The following is a 19,129-nucleotide window of genomic DNA, read 5'->3' on the forward strand; positions in this document are numbered from 1 at the left end:
TATGAATCACATTAAATTGAATAATTTGAGTTATAAGTATCCAAATGCTATTAATGACTCATTAAAAGATATAAACACAGATATAGAAAAGGGAGAATTTGTTTTAGTAATTGGAAAATCAGGATCGGGAAAATCAACATTAGCTAAGGTAATATCAGGTAGCATACCGAACTTTTATGGTGGAAGGCTAAGAGGGAAGATAGAAATTGAAGGAGTTAATTGTATTAATGAAACAGGTGATAACCATAGGAGAAATGTATCTATGGTATTTCAAGATCCAGAAAAACAATTAATTATGAATAAGGTTCATAGAGAAATAGCCTTTGGACTTGAAAATATAGGACTTGAAACGTCAGATATTCAAAAAAGACTATTTGAATCACTTCAATTTTGTAGTTTATTAGACTTTTATAATAGAGATATAAAAACTCTATCAGGAGGAGAAAAACAAAAGGTGGTTATTGCTTCAGCATTAGCTATGAGAGATGAATGTATAATATTAGACGAGCCAACATCACAGTTAGACCCATCTTCAGCTGAAGAGATCATAAACTTAATTAAAAAGATAAATGAAGAATTAGGTGTAACAATCATAGTAATAGAACAAAGAATGGAAAGGTGGATGGAGTTTTCTGATAAGATAATATTTATGAATCAAGGTAAGATAGACTTTTTTGGAATTCCAGAGGACTTTTTGAATACAAATAATAGTAGTTTTATGCCCTCTTACATTGAGGCTTTAAGATATATGAATATTAAAGAAAGTCCAAAAACCTTTAAAGGTGCTAGGATAATCATGGAAAAGCAATTAGGTATAAAGATAAAAGTAGCGGAAAGGCTTAATAAAGATAAAGAGCATAAGGAGATAAAGACCAAATCTTTAATAGGCAAACTTTTTTCAAAGAAGGAAAAAGAGGAAGGAGAAATATCTATTAAGGGTTTAAAAGTTAAATATGATGATAACTTAGTGTTAAATAATATAAACCTAAATATAAAAAAAGGAGACTTTTGTGCTTTAATCGGCCCTAATGGAGCAGGGAAATCTACATTTTTCAAGTCAATTATGAGTTTAGTTGACTACACTGGAGATATAAGGTTTCAAAATAAAAATACAAGAGACATAGATAAAAGAGACTTTTATAAAAGCATTGGATATGTATCTCAAAACCCTAATGATTATATATCTAGAGATTCTGTATATAATGAGATTAAATTTACTTTAGATAATTACAACATAAAAGATGAAGGTAAAATAAATAAGGTTATTAAAAGACTGAATTTAGAACATTTAAAAGATAAAAATCCAAGGGATATAAGTGGTGGAGAAAGACAAAGACTAGCAATAGCAACAATGATAGTCTTAGAGCCTAAGGTTTTATTAATAGATGAACCTACAAGAGGACTTGATGACGAAAACAAGAAAAGGTTGCAGGAAATATTAAAAGAAATTAATAGTACTGGAGTTACTATAATTTTAATAACCCATGATATGGACTTTGCAGCAAGCTCTGCAAATAGATTTATAATGCTCTTTAATGGAAAGATAACTTCTGATGGTGATATGCAAAAGGTATTTAAAGAAGGATTTTATTATACTACTACCCTACATAAGCTATTTAACAATATAAATAAAAATATCTTTAATCTAGAAGACGTAAATACTTTTTATAAAAAGGGCTTAGGGAGAACACTATGAAGAAGTTAATAATGATAATATCTATACTAATGCCATTTTTAATGTCTATTATAAGTTTAACATTAAAGGATTATGATAAACTTTCTTTTTACTTAACGGTGTTTGTAATTGTAAGCTTAGTTATGAACTTTCTATATTTAGAAATAAGCAAAAAAGGAACTAAGGAAATAGCTTTAATAGCTACTTTGAGCGCTGTGGCGGCTGTAAGTAGGGTACCATTTTCAGGTATACCAGGAGTTCAGCCTACTACCTTTTTAGTAGCATTATCAGGACTTGTTTTTGGAAGTTATGAAGGGTTTTTAGTAGGAAGTACAGCGGCATTTATATCAAATATGTTTTTAGGTCAAGGGCCATGGACTCCGTGGCAGATGATGGCTTGGGGCATAGTTGGAGCTGTTTCAGGACTTATAGGGCTAAAAGATAAAAAACCATCTACAGAAATATTTGCTTTAATCTGCTTTATTTATGGTTTTGCTTTTGATTGGATAATGAATATATGGCACGTTATAGGTTTTGTAAGGCCAATTAACTGGAAAACCATACTAGCTGCCTATGCAACAGGGCTTCCATTTGACATATTGCATGCTGTAGGTAATTTTATATTTGTATTAATATTATATGATAAATTTTATAACGTATTAAGTAGATATAAGGACAGATTATATTATACTTATACTAAATAACGTTATTTTATGAACAAAAGACATTCAAAAAATAAAAGAATGGAGTGAATTAAATGCAAAAAAGATTAAGAGGATTTAATAAATATATTAGTTTATTTGTAGGAGCTATGCTATTAATATTTCAATTTAGTTTTTTAAATATAGCTAAGGCATCAGAAGTAATTGCTGAGGAAGTAAGTATAAGGGTAGAAGCACCTGATAAAACTATAATAGAAGGAAAAGAAACTGGTACTACTGCCTATGAAGTTTTAGAAAAAGTTTTAAATAAAAACAATATAAATCTTGAGGCCGAAGATAGTCAGTATGGAAAGTTCATAAAGGGCATAAGTGGAGTTAATAGTGGGAAATTTGGAGGTTATGACGGATGGTTATACTATATTAAAAATGGAACTAAGGTAGAGACTTCCGGTGTGTCTATAGATAGTTATAAATTAAACAAAGGTGACAACATAGTAGTTTATTATGGAAACTTTGATACACCGTATATAAACACTATAGACTTCAACAAAGAAGTAATAAAAGAAAATGAACCATTTGAAATGATCTTTTCATTTAAGAATTTTGATTACACATTAAATAAGGATATAGTTAATCCTATAAAAGATGCTAAAGTTACTATAGGTGATAAAGAATATATTACGAATGCAGAAGGAAAAATAGTAGTAGTAGGTTTAAATAAGGGAGAACATCAATATAGCATTAGTGGATATAAAAAGGATAATATTCCAACAGTTATAAAAGATAGAGGTAAATTTGTTATAGATAATTTAAACAAACCTCTTATATATTTTAATGATGATAACTTAGTAAAAAAAGAAGAAGTAAAAAAACCAAAAGATATAAAGGGTCAACTAGAATTAACTTTAAATTATATCAAAAACAATTCATCTAACTCATGGGCAGCTTTGTCTCTAGATAAATATGGGATTAAGTCAGATGAAGGTTATTTAAAAACTTGGGTAGAAGAGATAGAAAAAGATGGTTTAAGTAATCTAAATGCAATAGATATAGAGTCGAAAATAATGGGGCTTACGGCTTTAGGATACTCTTCTTATGATTTTGTAGGTCATAACTTAGTGGAAGAGCTATATAACAGAAAACTTAGTGAATTTTATAATAATGAGGTAGCGTTTGGACTACTTGCTTATAATTATTTAGGTCTTAAAGATGAATATAAGATTGGAGAAAAGGAGTTAATAGAATCACTATTAAGTTTAAAGCTATCTTATAAAGCAGATGATAAGAACCTAGTAGGCTGGACTTGGTACGGTGATAAAATAGATCCAGATATGACAGCAGTCGTAATCAGCGCACTAGCACCCTATTATAGGGGAAGAGAAATAGAAGGTATAGATAATAATAAGATAAAGGATTCAGTGGACGAGGCTGTAAAAACTCTATCTTTATTACAAAATGAAAATGGGGATATTATAGGACAATATGGTGCTTCTAGTGAAACTGATTCCTTTACTATAATAGCTCTTACTTCCCTAGGAATAAATCCTGAAGGCGAGATGTTTACTAAAGAAAAAGGTGATTTGGTATCATCATTTTTAGCCTATAGTGGAGATAATGGACAATTTAATCATGATGATAAGTCTAAAAATAATTATATTTCTACAGAAGAGGCTTTAAGGGCTCTTATAAGTCTAGATGAGTTTAGTAAAAATGGAGCATACGATTATTATAAAGGATCTAAAGATGTTAAAAGTCTTCCTTCATTTAAGATAAAAGAAAGTGAAGAAACTAAGAATGATGAAATTAAAAAGACAGAAGAAATTATAAATGACAATTTAATAAAAGGCGATTTGGAACATGGCAATTTAGCACAAGACAATAAAGGTGAAAATAAATCGCCAATGGCTGTATTACCTAAAACAGGTAGTACTATAAGTTTTTATTACATGATTATTGTATCTTTTGCCTTGATTATATCAGGAATTAAAAAAATAAAATAGAGTAGAGGCGAAGTATATGAAAAAGAAATTAAGTATCTTAGCATTTGTAATTTTAATTAGTGTAGGTGGAATGATCTTTTCAAAATCTTTTACAAAGCAAGAACAATTAAAATTAAGTACTAAGGGTTTAGATAATACTAGAATATCTGAGGTTGAAGAATCTAAAGATAACCCTATTTTAGATGATGATAAAAATGTTGCTGCAACAGAAGAAGAAAAGGGTAACGAAAAATTAAAAGAAAATAAAGAAGAATCAAAAGAAAATAAAGAAAATAAAGAACAATTAAAAGAAGATAAAGATAAATATAAAACAAAAGAAAATAAAGAAACTATAAATGAGAAGGACAGTATAGAAAATAAAAAATCACAGTCTGAAACAAAGATTTCAGAGCCTACAAAAGAATCAAAAGGTGATACACAAAGTAGTGAAAGCAAAAACAATGAAGTAAAGACTGAAACTAAAAATAACACTACTGTAAACCCAAAGGAACCAGAAAGAAAACAAGAACCTAATGTAAGTATAGTTAATGGTATAACTGGAAATGTTATAGTTTCTGAATATATGAACATTGAGGGAAAGAGTGCATATGATGTTACTTTAGAGATTTTAGAAAAAAATAAAATAAATAAAAGAATAAAGTCAGGATACTTTGCTAGTATGGCAGGACTTGAAGAAAGAAAACCAGAAAAGACTAGTGGATGGTGTTATTACGTTAATGGTGTTAAACCAGGTATAGGATCATTATCCTATACTTTGAAAAAAGGTGACAAGTTAGTGTGGAAATTCCTTTTAGATGGAATCAACAATTAACTAAGTTATAATGTGATGGATATTAGAAAGCAGGGGAGATAAGAGGTAAATAAAGACAGTTAAATAATATACTTAAATATTAAAAGGTATAAAAAAAGATTGAGCTAGAATACATTATTCAAGCTCAATCTTTTTATTTTTTTAGATAGGTTTTTATAATATGATCTTTCGCTTTTAACTCTAAATCATCATCTAAAGGAGATAATGTTATATCTTCTTTATACTTATTTTCTAAGGCGGTTAAAATAAGCCTATCTGCAAGTTCAGGATTTTTAGAAAGTAAAGAACCATGAAAATAAGTACAAAAGGTGTTTTTATAGATGCACCCTTCATTGCCATCCTCACCGTTATTACCAAAGCCTTCTAGACATTTACCTAAAGGTTGTAAATCACCTATATAAGTTCTTCCAGAGTGATTCTCAAAGCCTACATAGGTTTCGTTAAAGGTTTCATTTTTTATTATAGTATTACCTATAAATCTAACATCGGAAGCTTCGCTATAAATATCTAATAAAGACAGACCCTCTAATTTAGTGCCAGAACCTGTGGTGTAATATCTACCAAGTAGTTGGTAGCCACCACAAATAGCTAAAAGTACATTACCGTCTTCAATATACTTAGATAAAGGATCCTTTTTATATTTAATTAGGTCGTTAGATACAATTGACTGTTCATAATCCTGTCCACCACCAAAAAATACGATATCGTATTTTAGAGGATCAAATTCATCTCCTAAAGATACATTATAAGTATTTACAGTTATATTTCTATTTGATGCTCTGTATTTTAATATATCAATGTTTCCAACATCTCCATAAACATTTAAAAGATCAGGATATAAGTGACATATATTAAGTTCCATATTATAATCTCCTTTACTTTACCAAAGTTTTTTTAGGTATCCTTTTGAATTTAGGTGTTTTCTAAAATTAATCATAGCGGTATAGGTAGTTAGTACATATACCTTATTAGACTGACATCCTATTATATTATTTAATACTTCATCATCGCTAGCACTTAATTTAAAATTATTTTTATTTAAACCGCTAATTTTTAGTCTTACTGCCATATCATATTTACGATATCCGCCAATTATAACATCGCAAATAGGAAGGTTATTTAGCTTATCAAAGCTCACATCCCAAATCCAAGAAACATCTCTTCCGTCTGCATAGTTATCATTTAACAAAAATGCTATAGACATTGAATCTTTACTTAGCGATAAGGTATCTATTGCTTGGTTATATCCTGCAGGATTTTTAACTAAGATTATATTGACCTCTTTGCCATCTATATCAATAGATTCTTGTCTTCCAAAACTTGCATCTTGCTTTAATAAAGAAGTAGAAATTATAGAATCTTCAATATTAAAAAACTTTGCTATAGAATAGGCGCACAAAGCATTATATATATTATATGTTCCAGATTGAGGCATAAAGAACTCTGTATTATTTATAATAAAAGAGGAACCCTTAGACGTTAAAGTAATAACTTCATCTATATGATAATCTAAAAGAGGCTTTTTATAACCACAATTATCACAAAAAAAGTCACCTAAGTGATTATAGGTTATAAAATTATATTTGTAGGGAGATTTACATACTGTGCAAAATTTTGCATCAGCATTTAACTCAATAGTTTTATCGCCTAAGTTAAAGTTGTTAAAGCCATAGTATCTTAAAGGGTTTGGTACTGATAGATTGCCTAGAAGTGATTCATCACCATTTAATATTAAAGTTGAGTCAGGAGATTTTTTTATTCCTTCTAGAATTTTTTCTAAGGTTATGTAAACTTCACCATATCTATCTAATTGATCTCTGAAAAGGTTAGTTATGCTTATTACTTCAGGATTAATATATTCCGTTATAAACTTAACGTTAGCCTCATCAACCTCTAGAATCGCCACTTTATCTTTTGTAGAATCTGTTTTAAAAAACTTAAAATTATCTAAAAAGCAAGATACAATTCCAGGGAACATATTTGCACCGGTATTATTAGTTATAACCTCATAACCTTGCTGTTTGAATATATTTACAGTGGCGCTTGTGGTAGTGGTTTTACCGTTGGTACCTGTTATGATTATGGTTTTATAACCCTTGCTTATGACCTTTAATATATCTTTATCCAATTTTAATGCTACTTTACCTGGAAAGTTACTACCACCTTGCAAAAAACTTTTAGATATTTTTAAGATTAGTTTAGATGTAATTATGCTGAAAAAAGATTTTATATTTATTTTAGACACCACCTTGAAAGAATATGTAGCTCTTAGCTTATCATTAATTAATACCCATTTACATAAAGATAAGTTAATCTACTATTTTTTATTTTGTATTTAAAGAATTAATGTTTATAAAGTTAAATTTATCACTTAAAGGGAAACTTAAGTTTGTACTATTTTTATTTAATAGCTCAATAAGTGGTTTACCTTGATTCTTGTCACATAATTGTGGAATATACATGTTATGAGACAACTCGTAATTTAATTTAAAAGGCCACACCTTAATACCAATAGAAACAAGACTTTTCTCAGAAAAAGCTATGCTAAGTTGATACAAAGGGAGTGGGTATATTTCTTCTTCCTTAGACATTAAAGGAGGTAACCCTTTAATTATAAACTTATTTTTATATTGGTCTACAGAGTAGTTTGTACTATCTAAATACATTACTATATCTGCACCAGATTTTATAAGAGAATGGCTTATTTTATTACTTTCCTTAATGTTCTCTTTTGGAGCTTTACTAACTAGAATTAAAAAGGTATCTTTAGATTTTAATTCATAGATATCTTCTTTTAAGGTTAACAAGGAATCATTATCCATAAGTGATTCATCATACTCAAAAAACACTATATTTATACCTTTTACATTAAGATTCAGGGCATTGTAAATGTTAAAGGCATTTGAATATTTTAAATAATCTAAGTTAGCATTTCCCTCGGTATTTGATAAATTAAGAACCTCTAAAGAAGAATTAACACTGTTTATAAAAGGCTCCTCAGCTTTTAAGGGACTATTTTTGTTAAGGGATAAGAAGGTAACTGTATCTTGGTCTACTAAACTATCTAAATTCATTAAGTACTTTAATTTACCTTTAGATGTAGTGGGGACTGCATCATTACAATTAAGTTTTCCTCCTAAGGTAATAATTATCTCATCTATATTAGCACCTTTTTTTTTCTGATTATTTAAAGTATTATAGTACGATTTCATATCTATAATGTCACCTTTAATAGAGTATAAAGAATGATTTATAAAGGTTGATAAAGTATTAAGAGTATTTTCGATACCTAATTTAAATGCAAAGGAAAAGCTTAGGAGTAGAAATAATGTAGTAAAAATAATGATTAATAATTTGAAGGTATATCCAAAACCACTTGTGCCCTTCTTAGTTGGCTGTGTTCTCATATCAGTACATCACCTTTTTTATTTTATAATTTTCTTATATTAGTATATCATAGTAAATCCATGAATTGAAAGCTAAAAAAAATTAGCATTTACCTTGTATATTCAAATATACTCCAAAGGAGTGATAATATAGTGTTTATTAAAGAAGCTTACTATGATAAAATTAAATTAGTACGAGTTGTATATATGTATCTAACAAAACCTTATAATATCTATTTTGAAAAAGCATGCCTTTATTATTTAAAAGTTATAGTATAGATTTTTAAAAGCTTAATATGAATTCTGTTATATAGGAGGGTAAAATGGAAATTTCATTAAATAGTGTATCAAAAGAATATAGAATAATTGAAAAAGGGGACTCTCTGTTTAAAAGAAAGAAAAGAAGTATTCATGCACTTAATGATATCTCTTTTTCTATAAAATCAGGTGAAATCTGTGGATTAATAGGACTTAATGGAGCAGGGAAATCCACATTAACAAAGATATTATGCGGAGTATTGTCAGAAACCAGTGGCGAAATTAAATTAACTTTGGATGGTAAAGAAGTTATAGGTGAAGAATTTAAAAAAAATATGAGCGTTATATTTGGACATAGAGGACAGCTATGGGATAATCTGCAGGTGGCAGATTCTTATGAAATTATCAGTAGAATATACGATATACCTAGGGACGAATTTCAAGAAAGATTAAGATGGCTAGATCAAATGTTAGAGTTAAATGATTTATTATATAGACCAGCGAGGCAATTAAGTCTTGGACAGAGAATGAAATGTGAAGTAGCTGGTAATTTATTATGTATGCCAAAATTGTTATTATTAGACGAGCCAACTATTGGACTCGACATTTTAACTAAAGAAAATATATTTAATACTATTCTAGAGATCCATAAAGAGATTGAGAATACTATTATCTTTACATCTCACGATTTAAAGGATGTGGGAAATTTATGTAATCGGATATTGATTTTAAATAAAGGGAAATTAATTTTTGATGATTCAATAAGTACGCTTTATGAAACCTATGCAAATGAATATATAATAACATTAAAATCTCCTAACAAATTATTGAGCATAGATGAGTTAGGGAGAATGTTAGGTGATTACCAAAAGAATATCAAACATATAGAATATAAAGAGAATTGTTTATTAATATATTTTAATAAAGAAGATAATTCAATACCTTTTAAAATTATGGAATTATTAGATAAGGAATTGGCACCTAATAATTTCAATTTATCAACTACAAACTTTGAACAAATAATTCTAAATATATATGAAGGGTAAGTATAATAAAATGAATACTTTTAAAAAATATGCAATATGGATAAAGATGGGCTCAAAGATTCAATTTCATGATATTGGAATAATATTTGATCTGATAGTAATGGTTGTATTTAGGTATATATTTTTAAGTTTTCTTTGGAGTAGTATTTTTAAATATAATGAAATAGCTAATTGGACTATGAATAGTTATAAGATTTATATAGGTTCAAGTGTATTTTTATCATGTTTAATATCATATCCAAATATTTATTTTATGAGTTTAGATATGAGAAGCGGAAATATTATAAATTATTTAATAAAACCAACATACTACCCTTACCATGTGATTTACAAAAATATAGGTATAGCAGCAAGTAATGTATTGATATTAGCGCCTGTTTTTATTGTTTATTTATCTTTTTCAAATACAAATATAACAGCAGAGAACTTATTTTGGTTTGTTTTATTAGCTATTATGGGAGTTTTTACTTATATACTATTTGATATATTAATGGGGCTATTAACTTTTTGGTTTGAGAATAGCTGGGGACTTAACATTGTAAAGCAATCCATTCTCACCTTTTTTTCAGGAAGTATGTTTCCTCTAGACTTTCTTCCAAAACAATTAAATGATATTTTAAAATATAGTCCTTTCCCAGGAATTATTTATAGACCTACCACTATTTTAATTAATGGCAGTTATAATAATCTATTTTCCTTATTTTTACAAATAGCTTGGATTTTAATATTTCTTATACTAATTAGAGTAATTTTTAGAAGTTGTGAGAAAGATGTGATAATATATGGGGGTTAAAAAAGTATTATATAATATAAGAATAGTATTTGCTTTAGTTAAATATAATTTTAAGAATTTAACTAATTATAGAAAGGATTTCTTGATTGGACTTTTTATGGTTATAATAAACATGGCAATTAGCTTATCTTATATAGAAATTCTTTATAATAACATAACTAATATAGCTAATTGGAGTAAGTATGAGATAATGCTAATATACGCCATAGCTTCTTTAAACATGTCTATATATAGTATCTTATATGGAAACTATAGGAACTTAAAAAGATACATTTTTAATGGAGAATTAGAAATGATGCTAACAAAACCATTAGATATTGTTCTACATTTAAGAATGAGAGAAGTTAGTATACAACCACTTGTGAATATCATAGTTTATATAACTTTATTCTTTTTTTGTCTAAAAGAGCTTAATAAAAGTATTACTTTTATTATATTATTAAAGATGGTGGGGTTGTCTATTTTAGGAGTTTTATTCATAGCTTCAATTGCATTGACTTCGCTTAGTGTATTATTCTATACAAGATATACATATACCCCATATGATTCTATAATGACTACATTAGATTTAACGAACTATCCAATAAATATTTTCCCGGAAGTAGTTAAAAATATGGTTATGACAGTTTTCCCTATTGTCTTAATAGGATACTTACCAGCTAACACCATATTATTAAAAGATAATGTAGTTATTAATAATATAGTAATTATTATCATATTAATATATTATTTTATATCAAAACTAATATTTAAAACTTCAATAAAAAGATATGATGGATTAGGTAATTAAGAGAGTGAATAAAACATTATATTTGATGTAAGCACTGTGCTTCAAATAGTTACTCTGAAGTTTTGTATTAAAGTCAGATTCAAGTGTTTATTTTCACGTAATCCTGTGTTTAAGTAGTCCATAGTGATTATTCTCCGTGTATGTTTTTCTTTAGCGATTAAATCATAACACAGGATAATCCACTATGGATTTTTTCTTTTTTAGCATAATTGAAAGAGATTTCACTATATAATTATTTTATATAATATAAAGAATATACTAATTAATGAAAAGGGTATCCTAATGAAGGGATAAATTCATTAGGGCAATATATAAAATATAAAAACAAAATATTTATTGCAAAAGACAAACTATTGTGTGATAATTTTATTATAAAGAGTATTATATATTATAGGGGGAATAAAGATGGGATCAAGCAGCCTAGAATATTTAAATTTAAAAGTAAAACATTCATATGAGAATTTGCCAGGGGCAAAGCTTATAGAAGATGCCTTAAAAAATGGAGAAGGATGTCTTTCTAAAAGTGGAGCATTAGTTGTTGAAACTGGCAAATATACAGGTCGTTCACCTAAAGATAGGTTTATAGTAAGACAAAAGAGCATTGAAGATAAAGTAAACTGGGGAGACACAAATATCCCTATAAATGAAGACGTTTTCGACAATCTTTATAAAAAAGTTTTAGATTACTTAGAAGATAAAGATGCCTACATTTTTGATGGCTTTGTAGGAGCAGAAGAAAAGTACAAGCTATCTGTAAAGGCAATATGTGAATATGCATCTCAGGCACTTTTTGCAAGCCAATTATTTAGAAGATATGATAGTTATGATAAAGAATTTTTAGATAAGCCTGATTTTACAGTAATTTCAGCTCCAGGATTTAAAGCTGATGGCAAAAAAGATGGAATAAACTCAGAAGCTTTCATATTGGTGAATTTTGATAAAAAGATAGTTTTGATAGGTGGAACTCAATATTCAGGAGAAATCAAAAAGTCCATGTTTTCTGTTATGAATTTCTTATTACCTTTAAAGGGAGTATTCCCAATGCATTGTTCTGCTAATGTAGGAGAAGATGAAGACGTAGCAATATTTTTTGGACTATCAGGAACAGGAAAGACTACTTTATCCACAGATCCTAAAAGAAAACTTATAGGAGATGACGAGCATGGTTGGTGGGATGAGGGAGTTTTCAATTTTGAAGGTGGTTGCTATGCAAAAACCATTAGCTTAGATAAAGATAAAGAAAAAGATATATATGAAGCTATAAGATTTGGAGCTTTATTGGAAAATGTTGTTTTAGATGAAAATAGAATCCCAAATTATGATGACGATAGCCTTACAGAAAATACTAGAGCAGCTTATAACCTAAGCCATATTGATAATATACAACCAGGTGGTAAGGGTAAAAACCCTAATACTATTATATTTTTAACAGCAGATGCCTTTGGTGTATTGCCTCCAATTTCAAAGTTATCTAAAGAGGCCGCTATGTATCACTTTATGTCAGGATATACAAGTAAGCTAGCTGGTACAGAAAGAGGAATTAAAGAACCACAAGCTACATTTTCTGCATGCTTTGGAGAACCTTTTATGTTAATGAATCCAGCAGTATATGCTAAACTTTTAGGAGAAAGAATAGATAGAAACGAAGTAGATGTATACCTTATTAACACTGGATGGTGTGGGGGCTCTTATGGAGTAGGTTCTAGAATGAAACTACCATATACAAGAGCTATGGTTACAGCAGCTATAGAGGGTGGATTAAAGGATACTAAGTGGGAAGAACACCCAATATTTAAGGTGATGATGCCAAAGAAATGTAAGGGTGTTCCAAGTGAAATATTAAATCCAATAAATTTATGGGAAGACAAAGAAAGTTATAATGAAAAAGCTATAGAACTTGCTAAAAAGTTTAATAGTAATTTTAAAAAGTTTAAAGAAGTTTCAAGTGATGTAGTAAAAGCAGGTCCTACTATAGAATAAGATATCCGTTAAAGTTAAACATAAAAGTAAGTAAGTGTCTCTTCAAATATATTTTGAAGAGACATTTTGTATAATAATCTTAAAATAATATAATTGCTATAGGAAACTTTTAGCTTTTAGTATATAATTTATCATAAAATAGAATTTAAATAAAAAGTTAAGTGAGGTTTTAATTTATGAACTCTACAGTAAAAAAGGGGATATTAATTCTAATTATAGTGTCTGCTTTTGGCACATTTGCTTTTGGTTATAAAAATAGTATAAGTAAATCAAAAGGAGTATTAGTGGGGAAATGGGATAATATTTACACCGGTACAAATATAAAGTTTTATAATGAAGATTTACAAACGGATTACTTAAAAGGTTTATCCCATGAATATGAATTATTATCTAAAACAGAAGGCATAGAAAAAGATATGGATAAGGCTCTGAAGATGTTGGAGTGGACTCATGAAATGTTTGAATTTAACAGGGGGAGTATAAGTGGTGAAGAGGATGCTAAATCAATAATCAATGCCCTAAAGGATGGTAAAAAGGCTTCTGATCAAGATATGAGTATAGTTTTCACTCAAACATTAAGATCTGTTGGTGTACAAGCAAGAGTAGGAGTATTTAAAGTTAAGGATGGTCAATTCAATAAAAAGGCTTCATCCTTATACATATCAGAAATTTGGAGTAAAGAATTAAATAAGTGGGTAGCTATAGATGTGGCTAATAATGCCTGCTTTTATAAAGAGGATATTCCATTAAGTGCTATAGAACTTTTAAAAAGTGATATAGATACAATAGAAATAAAAAAATCTAAAAATTTATCTAAATATAAAAAAGAAATTACAAAATATTTGTATTCTTATTCCATACCTATAGATAATAGCTTTGTTGGAGTAAAAAAGAGCAATTCATTTATACGGTATATACCAGAAGGAGATTTGCCAGAAATAAAAGGGTTAAAGTCTTATGAAAATCCTTCTTTATACGTAAACAGCAGTGAATTATTTGAGATAAGTCCGTATAAGAAGTACTCTAATGCTAAAATAGATGATAAAGCTACCTTTATTATTATGAAAAAGGATCCTGTTGGAGATAAAAATGAAGAGTTACAGTTTGTTGTTGGCGCGTTCAAAGATAGCTCTATGGTAAAGGAATATTACGCTAGCATAGATGGAATGGAGTATTATAAAGTAAATCAATACTTTGATTTAAAACTTAAGATAGGTGAGAATAAAATAATTCTTTCAGAGGATGGAAAAACACCTGTAAGAGAAATAATAATTAATTACAAAAAATAATTATTAGAATAAAAATCAGTATAAAGACTATACTAATGATATGAATCTTTAGTATAGTCTTTATTTAATTTTATAACAGTAAATAAAGATAAACAATATTGATTATTATTATCAACTATGATATAATAAGAATAATCAATAAATTAAGATTAAAGTTATAAAAATAAATTTGATAAAAGTAAATGGAGGGAATTTAAATGAAATATAAATTACCAGAACTTAAATATGATTATAATGCGTTAGAGCCATATATAGATAAAGAAACCATGGAAATACACCACGCTAAGCACCATGCAGCATATATAAATAACCTTAATGTTGCACTAGAAAAACATCCTGAACTTGAAAATAAGGAATTAGAAGAACTTCTAAAAAATATAGACTCAATACCTGAGGATATAAGAGTAGCGGTAAGAAACAATGGAGGCGGTCACTATAACCACTCTATGTTTTGGGACTTCATGGGCCCTAATAAAGGCGGAGAGCCAAAAGCGCAAGTAAAAGAAGAGATAAACAAAGCCTTCGGAAGCTTTGAAAAATTTAAAGAAGACTTTGCTAAAGCTGCAGCTACAAGATTTGGAAGTGGGTGGGCATGGCTTGTTATAAATAAAGATGGCAAACTTCAAATTATGTCTACACCAAATCAAGACAATCCAATAACAGATGGTAATATACCTATCTTAACTTTAGATGTGTGGGAACATGCCTACTATCTAAAATATCAAAATAAAAGACCTGACTATATAGAGGCATGGTGGAAGGTTGTAGATTGGGATCAGGTAGAAAGATTATATAAGAATAATAAATAATAAAAAGGCTTGTATATTTGAATATACAAGCCTTTTTTACGTATAAATAATAAAAATTATGAACCTTTTTTAAAAACATCTAAGAGGGGCATTAATACATAATATAAAAGTATAAAAAAAGGAGGCATAGCTTATGGTTAAATTAAATTCACTACAGGAAATTGAAGAGTATATTAAAAGTAATGATATTAGCTTTCTTTATTTCGGAAATGAAACTTGTGGTGTTTGCACCGCGTTATTACCTAAGATTATTGAAATTTTAAAAAGGTATCCTAATATTAAAATGGCATATATAGAGATTGATGATGTTAAACTAGCTATGGAAAGATACTCTATATTTACAATTCCGGTTATACTATTATATGTAGAAGGGAAAGAAACTATAAGAGAAGCTAGGTTCATAAGCGTAAATGATGTAGAGGAAAAATTAAAAAGAATATCTACTATTTATAAATAGTGATAAAGTATTTATTAACTTTGATAGCCAATCAATAGACAAAAGTTATTAGTATACCTTATAATAGATAAGTATATATTTAAATATAATATTAAAAGACAAATTTTCTAAAAGGGGAGAAGTAAGCATATGTTAATAATTTTTAAGGCAATTATTATAGCTATTGTAGAGGGGATAACTGAGTTTTTACCTATATCATCTACAGGCCACATGATTTTAGTGGGGGATTTAATTAAGTTTAATGGTAGCGACTTTTCGGAAATGTATGAAGTGGTTATACAACTTGGCGCAATACTTGCAGTAGTAGTTTTATACTGGTCAAAAATACGAGATATGATAGTATCTTTCTTTAAATTTGAGAAAAAGGGTATAAGGTTTTGGCTTAATATAATTGTCGCAACAATACCAGCCATGATAATGGGATTAGCTTTAAATAAGATAATTAAACAATATCTTTTTAATAGTAAAACTGTAATCATTGGATTTGTAGTAGGAGGAATACTTCTTATAGTTATTGAAAATAACTTTAGGAAAAGAGAAAACAGTGAAACAGTGGTAAGAAAATTAGAGGATATTAGTTATGGACAGGCTTTTAAAGTAGGATTATTTCAGTGTCTTGCTATGTGGCCTGGAATGTCTAGGTCTGCATCCACTATAATGGGTGGCTGGGTGGCTGGACTTTCAACAACCGTAGCTACAGAATTTTCTTTTTTCTTAGCTATTCCTGTAATGATAGGAGCATCAGGACTTGAACTTAAAAAGTTCGATTTTTCATCTGTGACTAGTAATGAGAAGATTGCACTAGGAGTAGGATTTGTTGTAGCTTTTCTTACAGCATTATTAGTAGTAGATAGATTCATAGCATTCTTAAAGAAAAAGCCTATGAGAACATTTGCAATATACAGATTGTTAGTAGCGGCTATATTTATAATACTAGTTGCTTTAAATGTAATAAAATAAGAAGCTATATTGATATATAAGCATATATGGTTATTTAATCGTATTAATAAAATTAAGGTATGATATATAACCATAATGCTTTATAAAGAGTATGCTAATATTTTAACAGCTCTCATATTTGGTATAAATGCAAAATTATTATCTTATGTGTAATAGATATCATTTAAAGTGTATAATTAAATAAAAGATAGCTTTTATTGCCTTCCTCATAAATAATATAAATTTAATGCTAAAAAGGTATCATTGAGGTGCTATTAAAGTTTGTGTTGTAGTTAAATCTAATACAAATAATATCGCATGGTGAAACACTTAAGTAAGTGAAAATATATCTTTAATGTCCATACAATAATCATTAAAGTTGGAGGTAAACATGAAGGAAATTAAGAAGTATTTAGAATCAAGAATAGGCGATTATAGTTTTTACTTTGAGGATTTAGATGGAGGATATATATATGGCTACAATGAAAACGTTTGTATGGTATCGGCAGGGTGTGTTAAACTTCCTATAGCTATGGCTATATTAAAAGAATCAGAAATAGGAAATATTAGTCTCAATGATAAACTCACTGTTTCAATAGATGATAAAGTTTCAGGTAATGGTATAATACATGAATTTGGAGAAAAAGAATATACTTTGATAGAACTTCTTATTGCTATGCTTATACAAAGCGATAATACGGCTACGAATAAGCTTGTGGATCTCGTGGGTATGAGTAAAATTAACAGTATTTTTAAAGAAATGGATTTAAAAAGCACTAAACTAAATAGAAGAGTTGAAAAAGAAAAGGATGTAGATAGTACAATACAAAATATAACTAGTAGTTATGATTTATGTCTTTGTTGGAAGCACTTATACAACTCTACCTATCTAAGTAAAGAAAATAGCAGCTGGGTTATAAGAATTATGAAAAAGCAGCAAATGAAAAATAAGTTAGCATTTTATATAGGGGAAGAAATTAAAGCAAATATAGCAAATAAGACTGGTGATTTAACCGGAGTAGAGAATGATACATCATTTATCCAAATGCCAAAAGGTAACTTTGCATTTACTATGATGTCAAAAGGTGTACCAAACGATGTATATGGAATTGTTACTTTAGCTAAGAGTGGTAAGATGATGTGGGACATGATAATAAATAGTTGGAATTAAAGAGAATACATATAAATGAAAATAAGTCCTGCCTATATAGGTAGGGCCTATTTTCATTTATATTACAGTTAAGTATCTATTTAATATTATAATTTAGATTTATTGGTACGTATAAAAGCTAAATAAAGTGCTGTTCCAACAAAAAGTGCTCCACCTAATATATTTCCTAAGGTTACAGGGACAAGGTTATTAATAACACTTTTTAAATTTAAACTATCTAATTGACTCTCTGAAATACCAAGATTAGAAACAAATTGAGAATTTGTTTTTGCTAAAAGTCCTATAGAAAAATAATACATATTAGCCACACTATGTTCAAAACCAGATACTACAAAAGCCATTATAGGGAAGAATATAGCGAATATCTTACTTATAATATCTTTTCCTGCAAAAGATATCCAAACTGAAAGACAAACTAATATGTTACAAAGTATTCCACTTAAAAAAGACTTTATAAAGGGAAGGCTTGACTTAGTATAAGCCACCTTAATACTATAAGCTCCAAGGGCTCCGTAATTTACATCTAAAGACCCGCTATAAAATAGGAGCAAGGATACAATTATTGCACCTGCCATGTTGGCAAAGTAGACTATTACCCAATTTTTCACTAATTGCTTAAAGGTTATTCTTTTATGTAATAGAGGCACTGTAAGTAAAACGTTTCCAGTAAAGAGATCGGTACCAGCGATTATTACTAATATTAGTCCGACAGGGAAAACTGAACCTGAAATTAGTTTAGAAACACTATAATTGGTTATGCTATGAGAAGCTGTTGCAGAAGCAAATCCACCTAAAGCTATAAACATTCCAGACAAAACACCTAAAATTAAAGATTTAAGGGGAGCATAATTAGCTTTTGCCTCGTAAGTTGTTATTATTTCACTGGTTATTTCTGTAGGGTTTAACATTCGTTTTTCCATTATAAATCCTCCTAAGTTTTTGAAGTTTATTATTAAATGCAAGTTTGTGAAATAAAATTGTCATTTTATATAGCTATTACAATTTAATATTTGGCTAAATTCTGTGTTTTTACTTAAAGTTAAGTAAATTAAGTAAAATAAAT

The 19,129-nt window shown here is 28.5% G+C and carries 17 protein-coding genes; 13 read left to right on the forward strand and 4 right to left on the reverse strand.

Annotated elements, in window-relative coordinates; genetic code table 11:
- Position 1: 1 nt before the first annotated feature.
- The 4 genes from DY168_RS05205 to DY168_RS05220 are packed head-to-tail and all read left to right on the forward strand — an operon-like array spanning position 2 to position 5,148.
- Positions 2-1,696 carry an ABC transporter ATP-binding protein gene (locus DY168_RS05205; RefSeq protein WP_115640801.1) on the forward strand — a complete coding sequence of 565 codons (1,695 nt, stop codon included), beginning with the start codon at positions 2-4 and terminating at the stop codon, positions 1,694-1,696.
- The gene (locus DY168_RS05210; protein ID WP_115640802.1) at positions 1,693-2,379 is read left to right on the forward strand and encodes an ECF transporter S component; all 687 of its coding nucleotides are present in this window, start codon (positions 1,693-1,695) and stop codon (positions 2,377-2,379) included. Before DY168_RS05205 ends, DY168_RS05210 begins: the two co-directional genes overlap by 4 nt.
- Positions 2,380-2,432: 53 nt before the next feature.
- Positions 2,433-4,337 carry a DUF4430 domain-containing protein gene (locus tag DY168_RS05215; RefSeq protein ID WP_115640803.1) on the forward strand — a complete coding sequence of 635 codons (1,905 nt, stop codon included), beginning with the start codon at positions 2,433-2,435 and terminating at the stop codon, positions 4,335-4,337.
- Between the two features lie 16 nt (positions 4,338-4,353).
- A complete protein-coding gene (locus DY168_RS05220; RefSeq protein WP_115640804.1) occupies positions 4,354-5,148 on the forward strand; it encodes a DUF4430 domain-containing protein in 795 nt (264 codons plus the stop codon).
- A gap of 133 nt (positions 5,149-5,281) precedes the next feature.
- On the opposite strand, the gene DY168_RS05225 is transcribed toward DY168_RS05220, so the two are convergent.
- The 3 genes from DY168_RS05225 to DY168_RS05235 all read right to left on the reverse strand — a co-directional run bounded on the left by DY168_RS05225 (position 5,282) and on the right by DY168_RS05235 (position 8,360).
- Positions 5,282-6,010, reverse strand: a complete 729-nt coding sequence (locus DY168_RS05225; RefSeq protein WP_115640805.1) for a type 1 glutamine amidotransferase — start codon at positions 6,008-6,010, stop codon at positions 5,282-5,284.
- Positions 6,011-6,028: 18 nt separating this feature from the next.
- Complete coding sequence (locus tag DY168_RS05230; RefSeq protein ID WP_115640806.1) at positions 6,029-7,393, reverse strand: Mur ligase family protein; 1,365 nt, start codon at positions 7,391-7,393, stop codon at positions 6,029-6,031.
- Positions 7,394-7,472: 79 nt separating this feature from the next.
- Positions 7,473-8,360, reverse strand: a complete 888-nt coding sequence (locus DY168_RS05235) for a hypothetical protein (RefSeq protein ID WP_147291411.1) — start codon at positions 8,358-8,360, stop codon at positions 7,473-7,475.
- Between the two features lie 497 nt (positions 8,361-8,857).
- On the opposite strand from DY168_RS05235, the gene DY168_RS05240 reads away from it, so the two are divergent.
- The 9 genes from DY168_RS05240 to DY168_RS05280 all read left to right on the forward strand — a co-directional run bounded on the left by DY168_RS05240 (position 8,858) and on the right by DY168_RS05280 (position 18,066).
- Complete coding sequence (locus DY168_RS05240; protein WP_115640808.1) at positions 8,858-9,838, forward strand: ATP-binding cassette domain-containing protein; 981 nt, start codon at positions 8,858-8,860, stop codon at positions 9,836-9,838.
- A gap of 10 nt (positions 9,839-9,848) precedes the next feature.
- Positions 9,849-10,631, forward strand: coding sequence for an ABC-2 family transporter protein (locus DY168_RS05245; protein WP_172556272.1), 783 nt, complete (start codon positions 9,849-9,851; stop codon positions 10,629-10,631).
- Positions 10,621-11,421, forward strand: coding sequence for an ABC transporter permease (locus DY168_RS05250; protein ID WP_115640810.1), 801 nt, complete (start codon positions 10,621-10,623; stop codon positions 11,419-11,421). The genes DY168_RS05245 and DY168_RS05250 overlap by 11 nt, the downstream gene beginning before the upstream one ends.
- Before the next feature lie 405 nt (positions 11,422-11,826).
- Complete coding sequence (gene pckA, locus DY168_RS05255) at positions 11,827-13,401, forward strand: phosphoenolpyruvate carboxykinase (ATP) (RefSeq protein WP_115640811.1); 1,575 nt, start codon at positions 11,827-11,829, stop codon at positions 13,399-13,401.
- 176 nt (positions 13,402-13,577) lie between these two features.
- Positions 13,578-14,690: a transglutaminase domain-containing protein gene (locus DY168_RS05260; protein ID WP_115640812.1), complete on the forward strand. Its 1,113-nt coding sequence runs from the start codon at positions 13,578-13,580 to the stop codon at positions 14,688-14,690.
- Positions 14,691-14,887: 197 nt separating this feature from the next.
- Complete coding sequence (locus DY168_RS05265) at positions 14,888-15,499, forward strand: superoxide dismutase (protein ID WP_115640813.1); 612 nt, start codon at positions 14,888-14,890, stop codon at positions 15,497-15,499.
- A gap of 133 nt (positions 15,500-15,632) precedes the next feature.
- Positions 15,633-15,956, forward strand: a complete 324-nt coding sequence (locus tag DY168_RS05270; RefSeq protein ID WP_115640814.1) for a thioredoxin family protein — start codon at positions 15,633-15,635, stop codon at positions 15,954-15,956.
- A gap of 129 nt (positions 15,957-16,085) precedes the next feature.
- Positions 16,086-16,916, forward strand: coding sequence for an undecaprenyl-diphosphate phosphatase (locus tag DY168_RS05275; RefSeq protein ID WP_115640815.1), 831 nt, complete (start codon positions 16,086-16,088; stop codon positions 16,914-16,916).
- 370 nt (positions 16,917-17,286) lie between these two features.
- Positions 17,287-18,066, forward strand: a complete 780-nt coding sequence (locus DY168_RS05280) for a serine hydrolase (protein ID WP_115640816.1) — start codon at positions 17,287-17,289, stop codon at positions 18,064-18,066.
- A gap of 86 nt (positions 18,067-18,152) precedes the next feature.
- On the opposite strand, the gene DY168_RS05285 is transcribed toward DY168_RS05280, so the two are convergent.
- Positions 18,153-18,986, reverse strand: a complete 834-nt coding sequence (locus DY168_RS05285) for a formate/nitrite transporter family protein (RefSeq protein WP_115640817.1) — start codon at positions 18,984-18,986, stop codon at positions 18,153-18,155.
- Positions 18,987-19,129 lie beyond the last annotated feature (143 nt).

It is taken from the genome of Clostridium putrefaciens (assembly GCF_900461105.1).
GTDB classification, from domain to species: Bacteria; Bacillota; Clostridia; order Clostridiales; family Clostridiaceae; genus Clostridium_L; species Clostridium_L putrefaciens.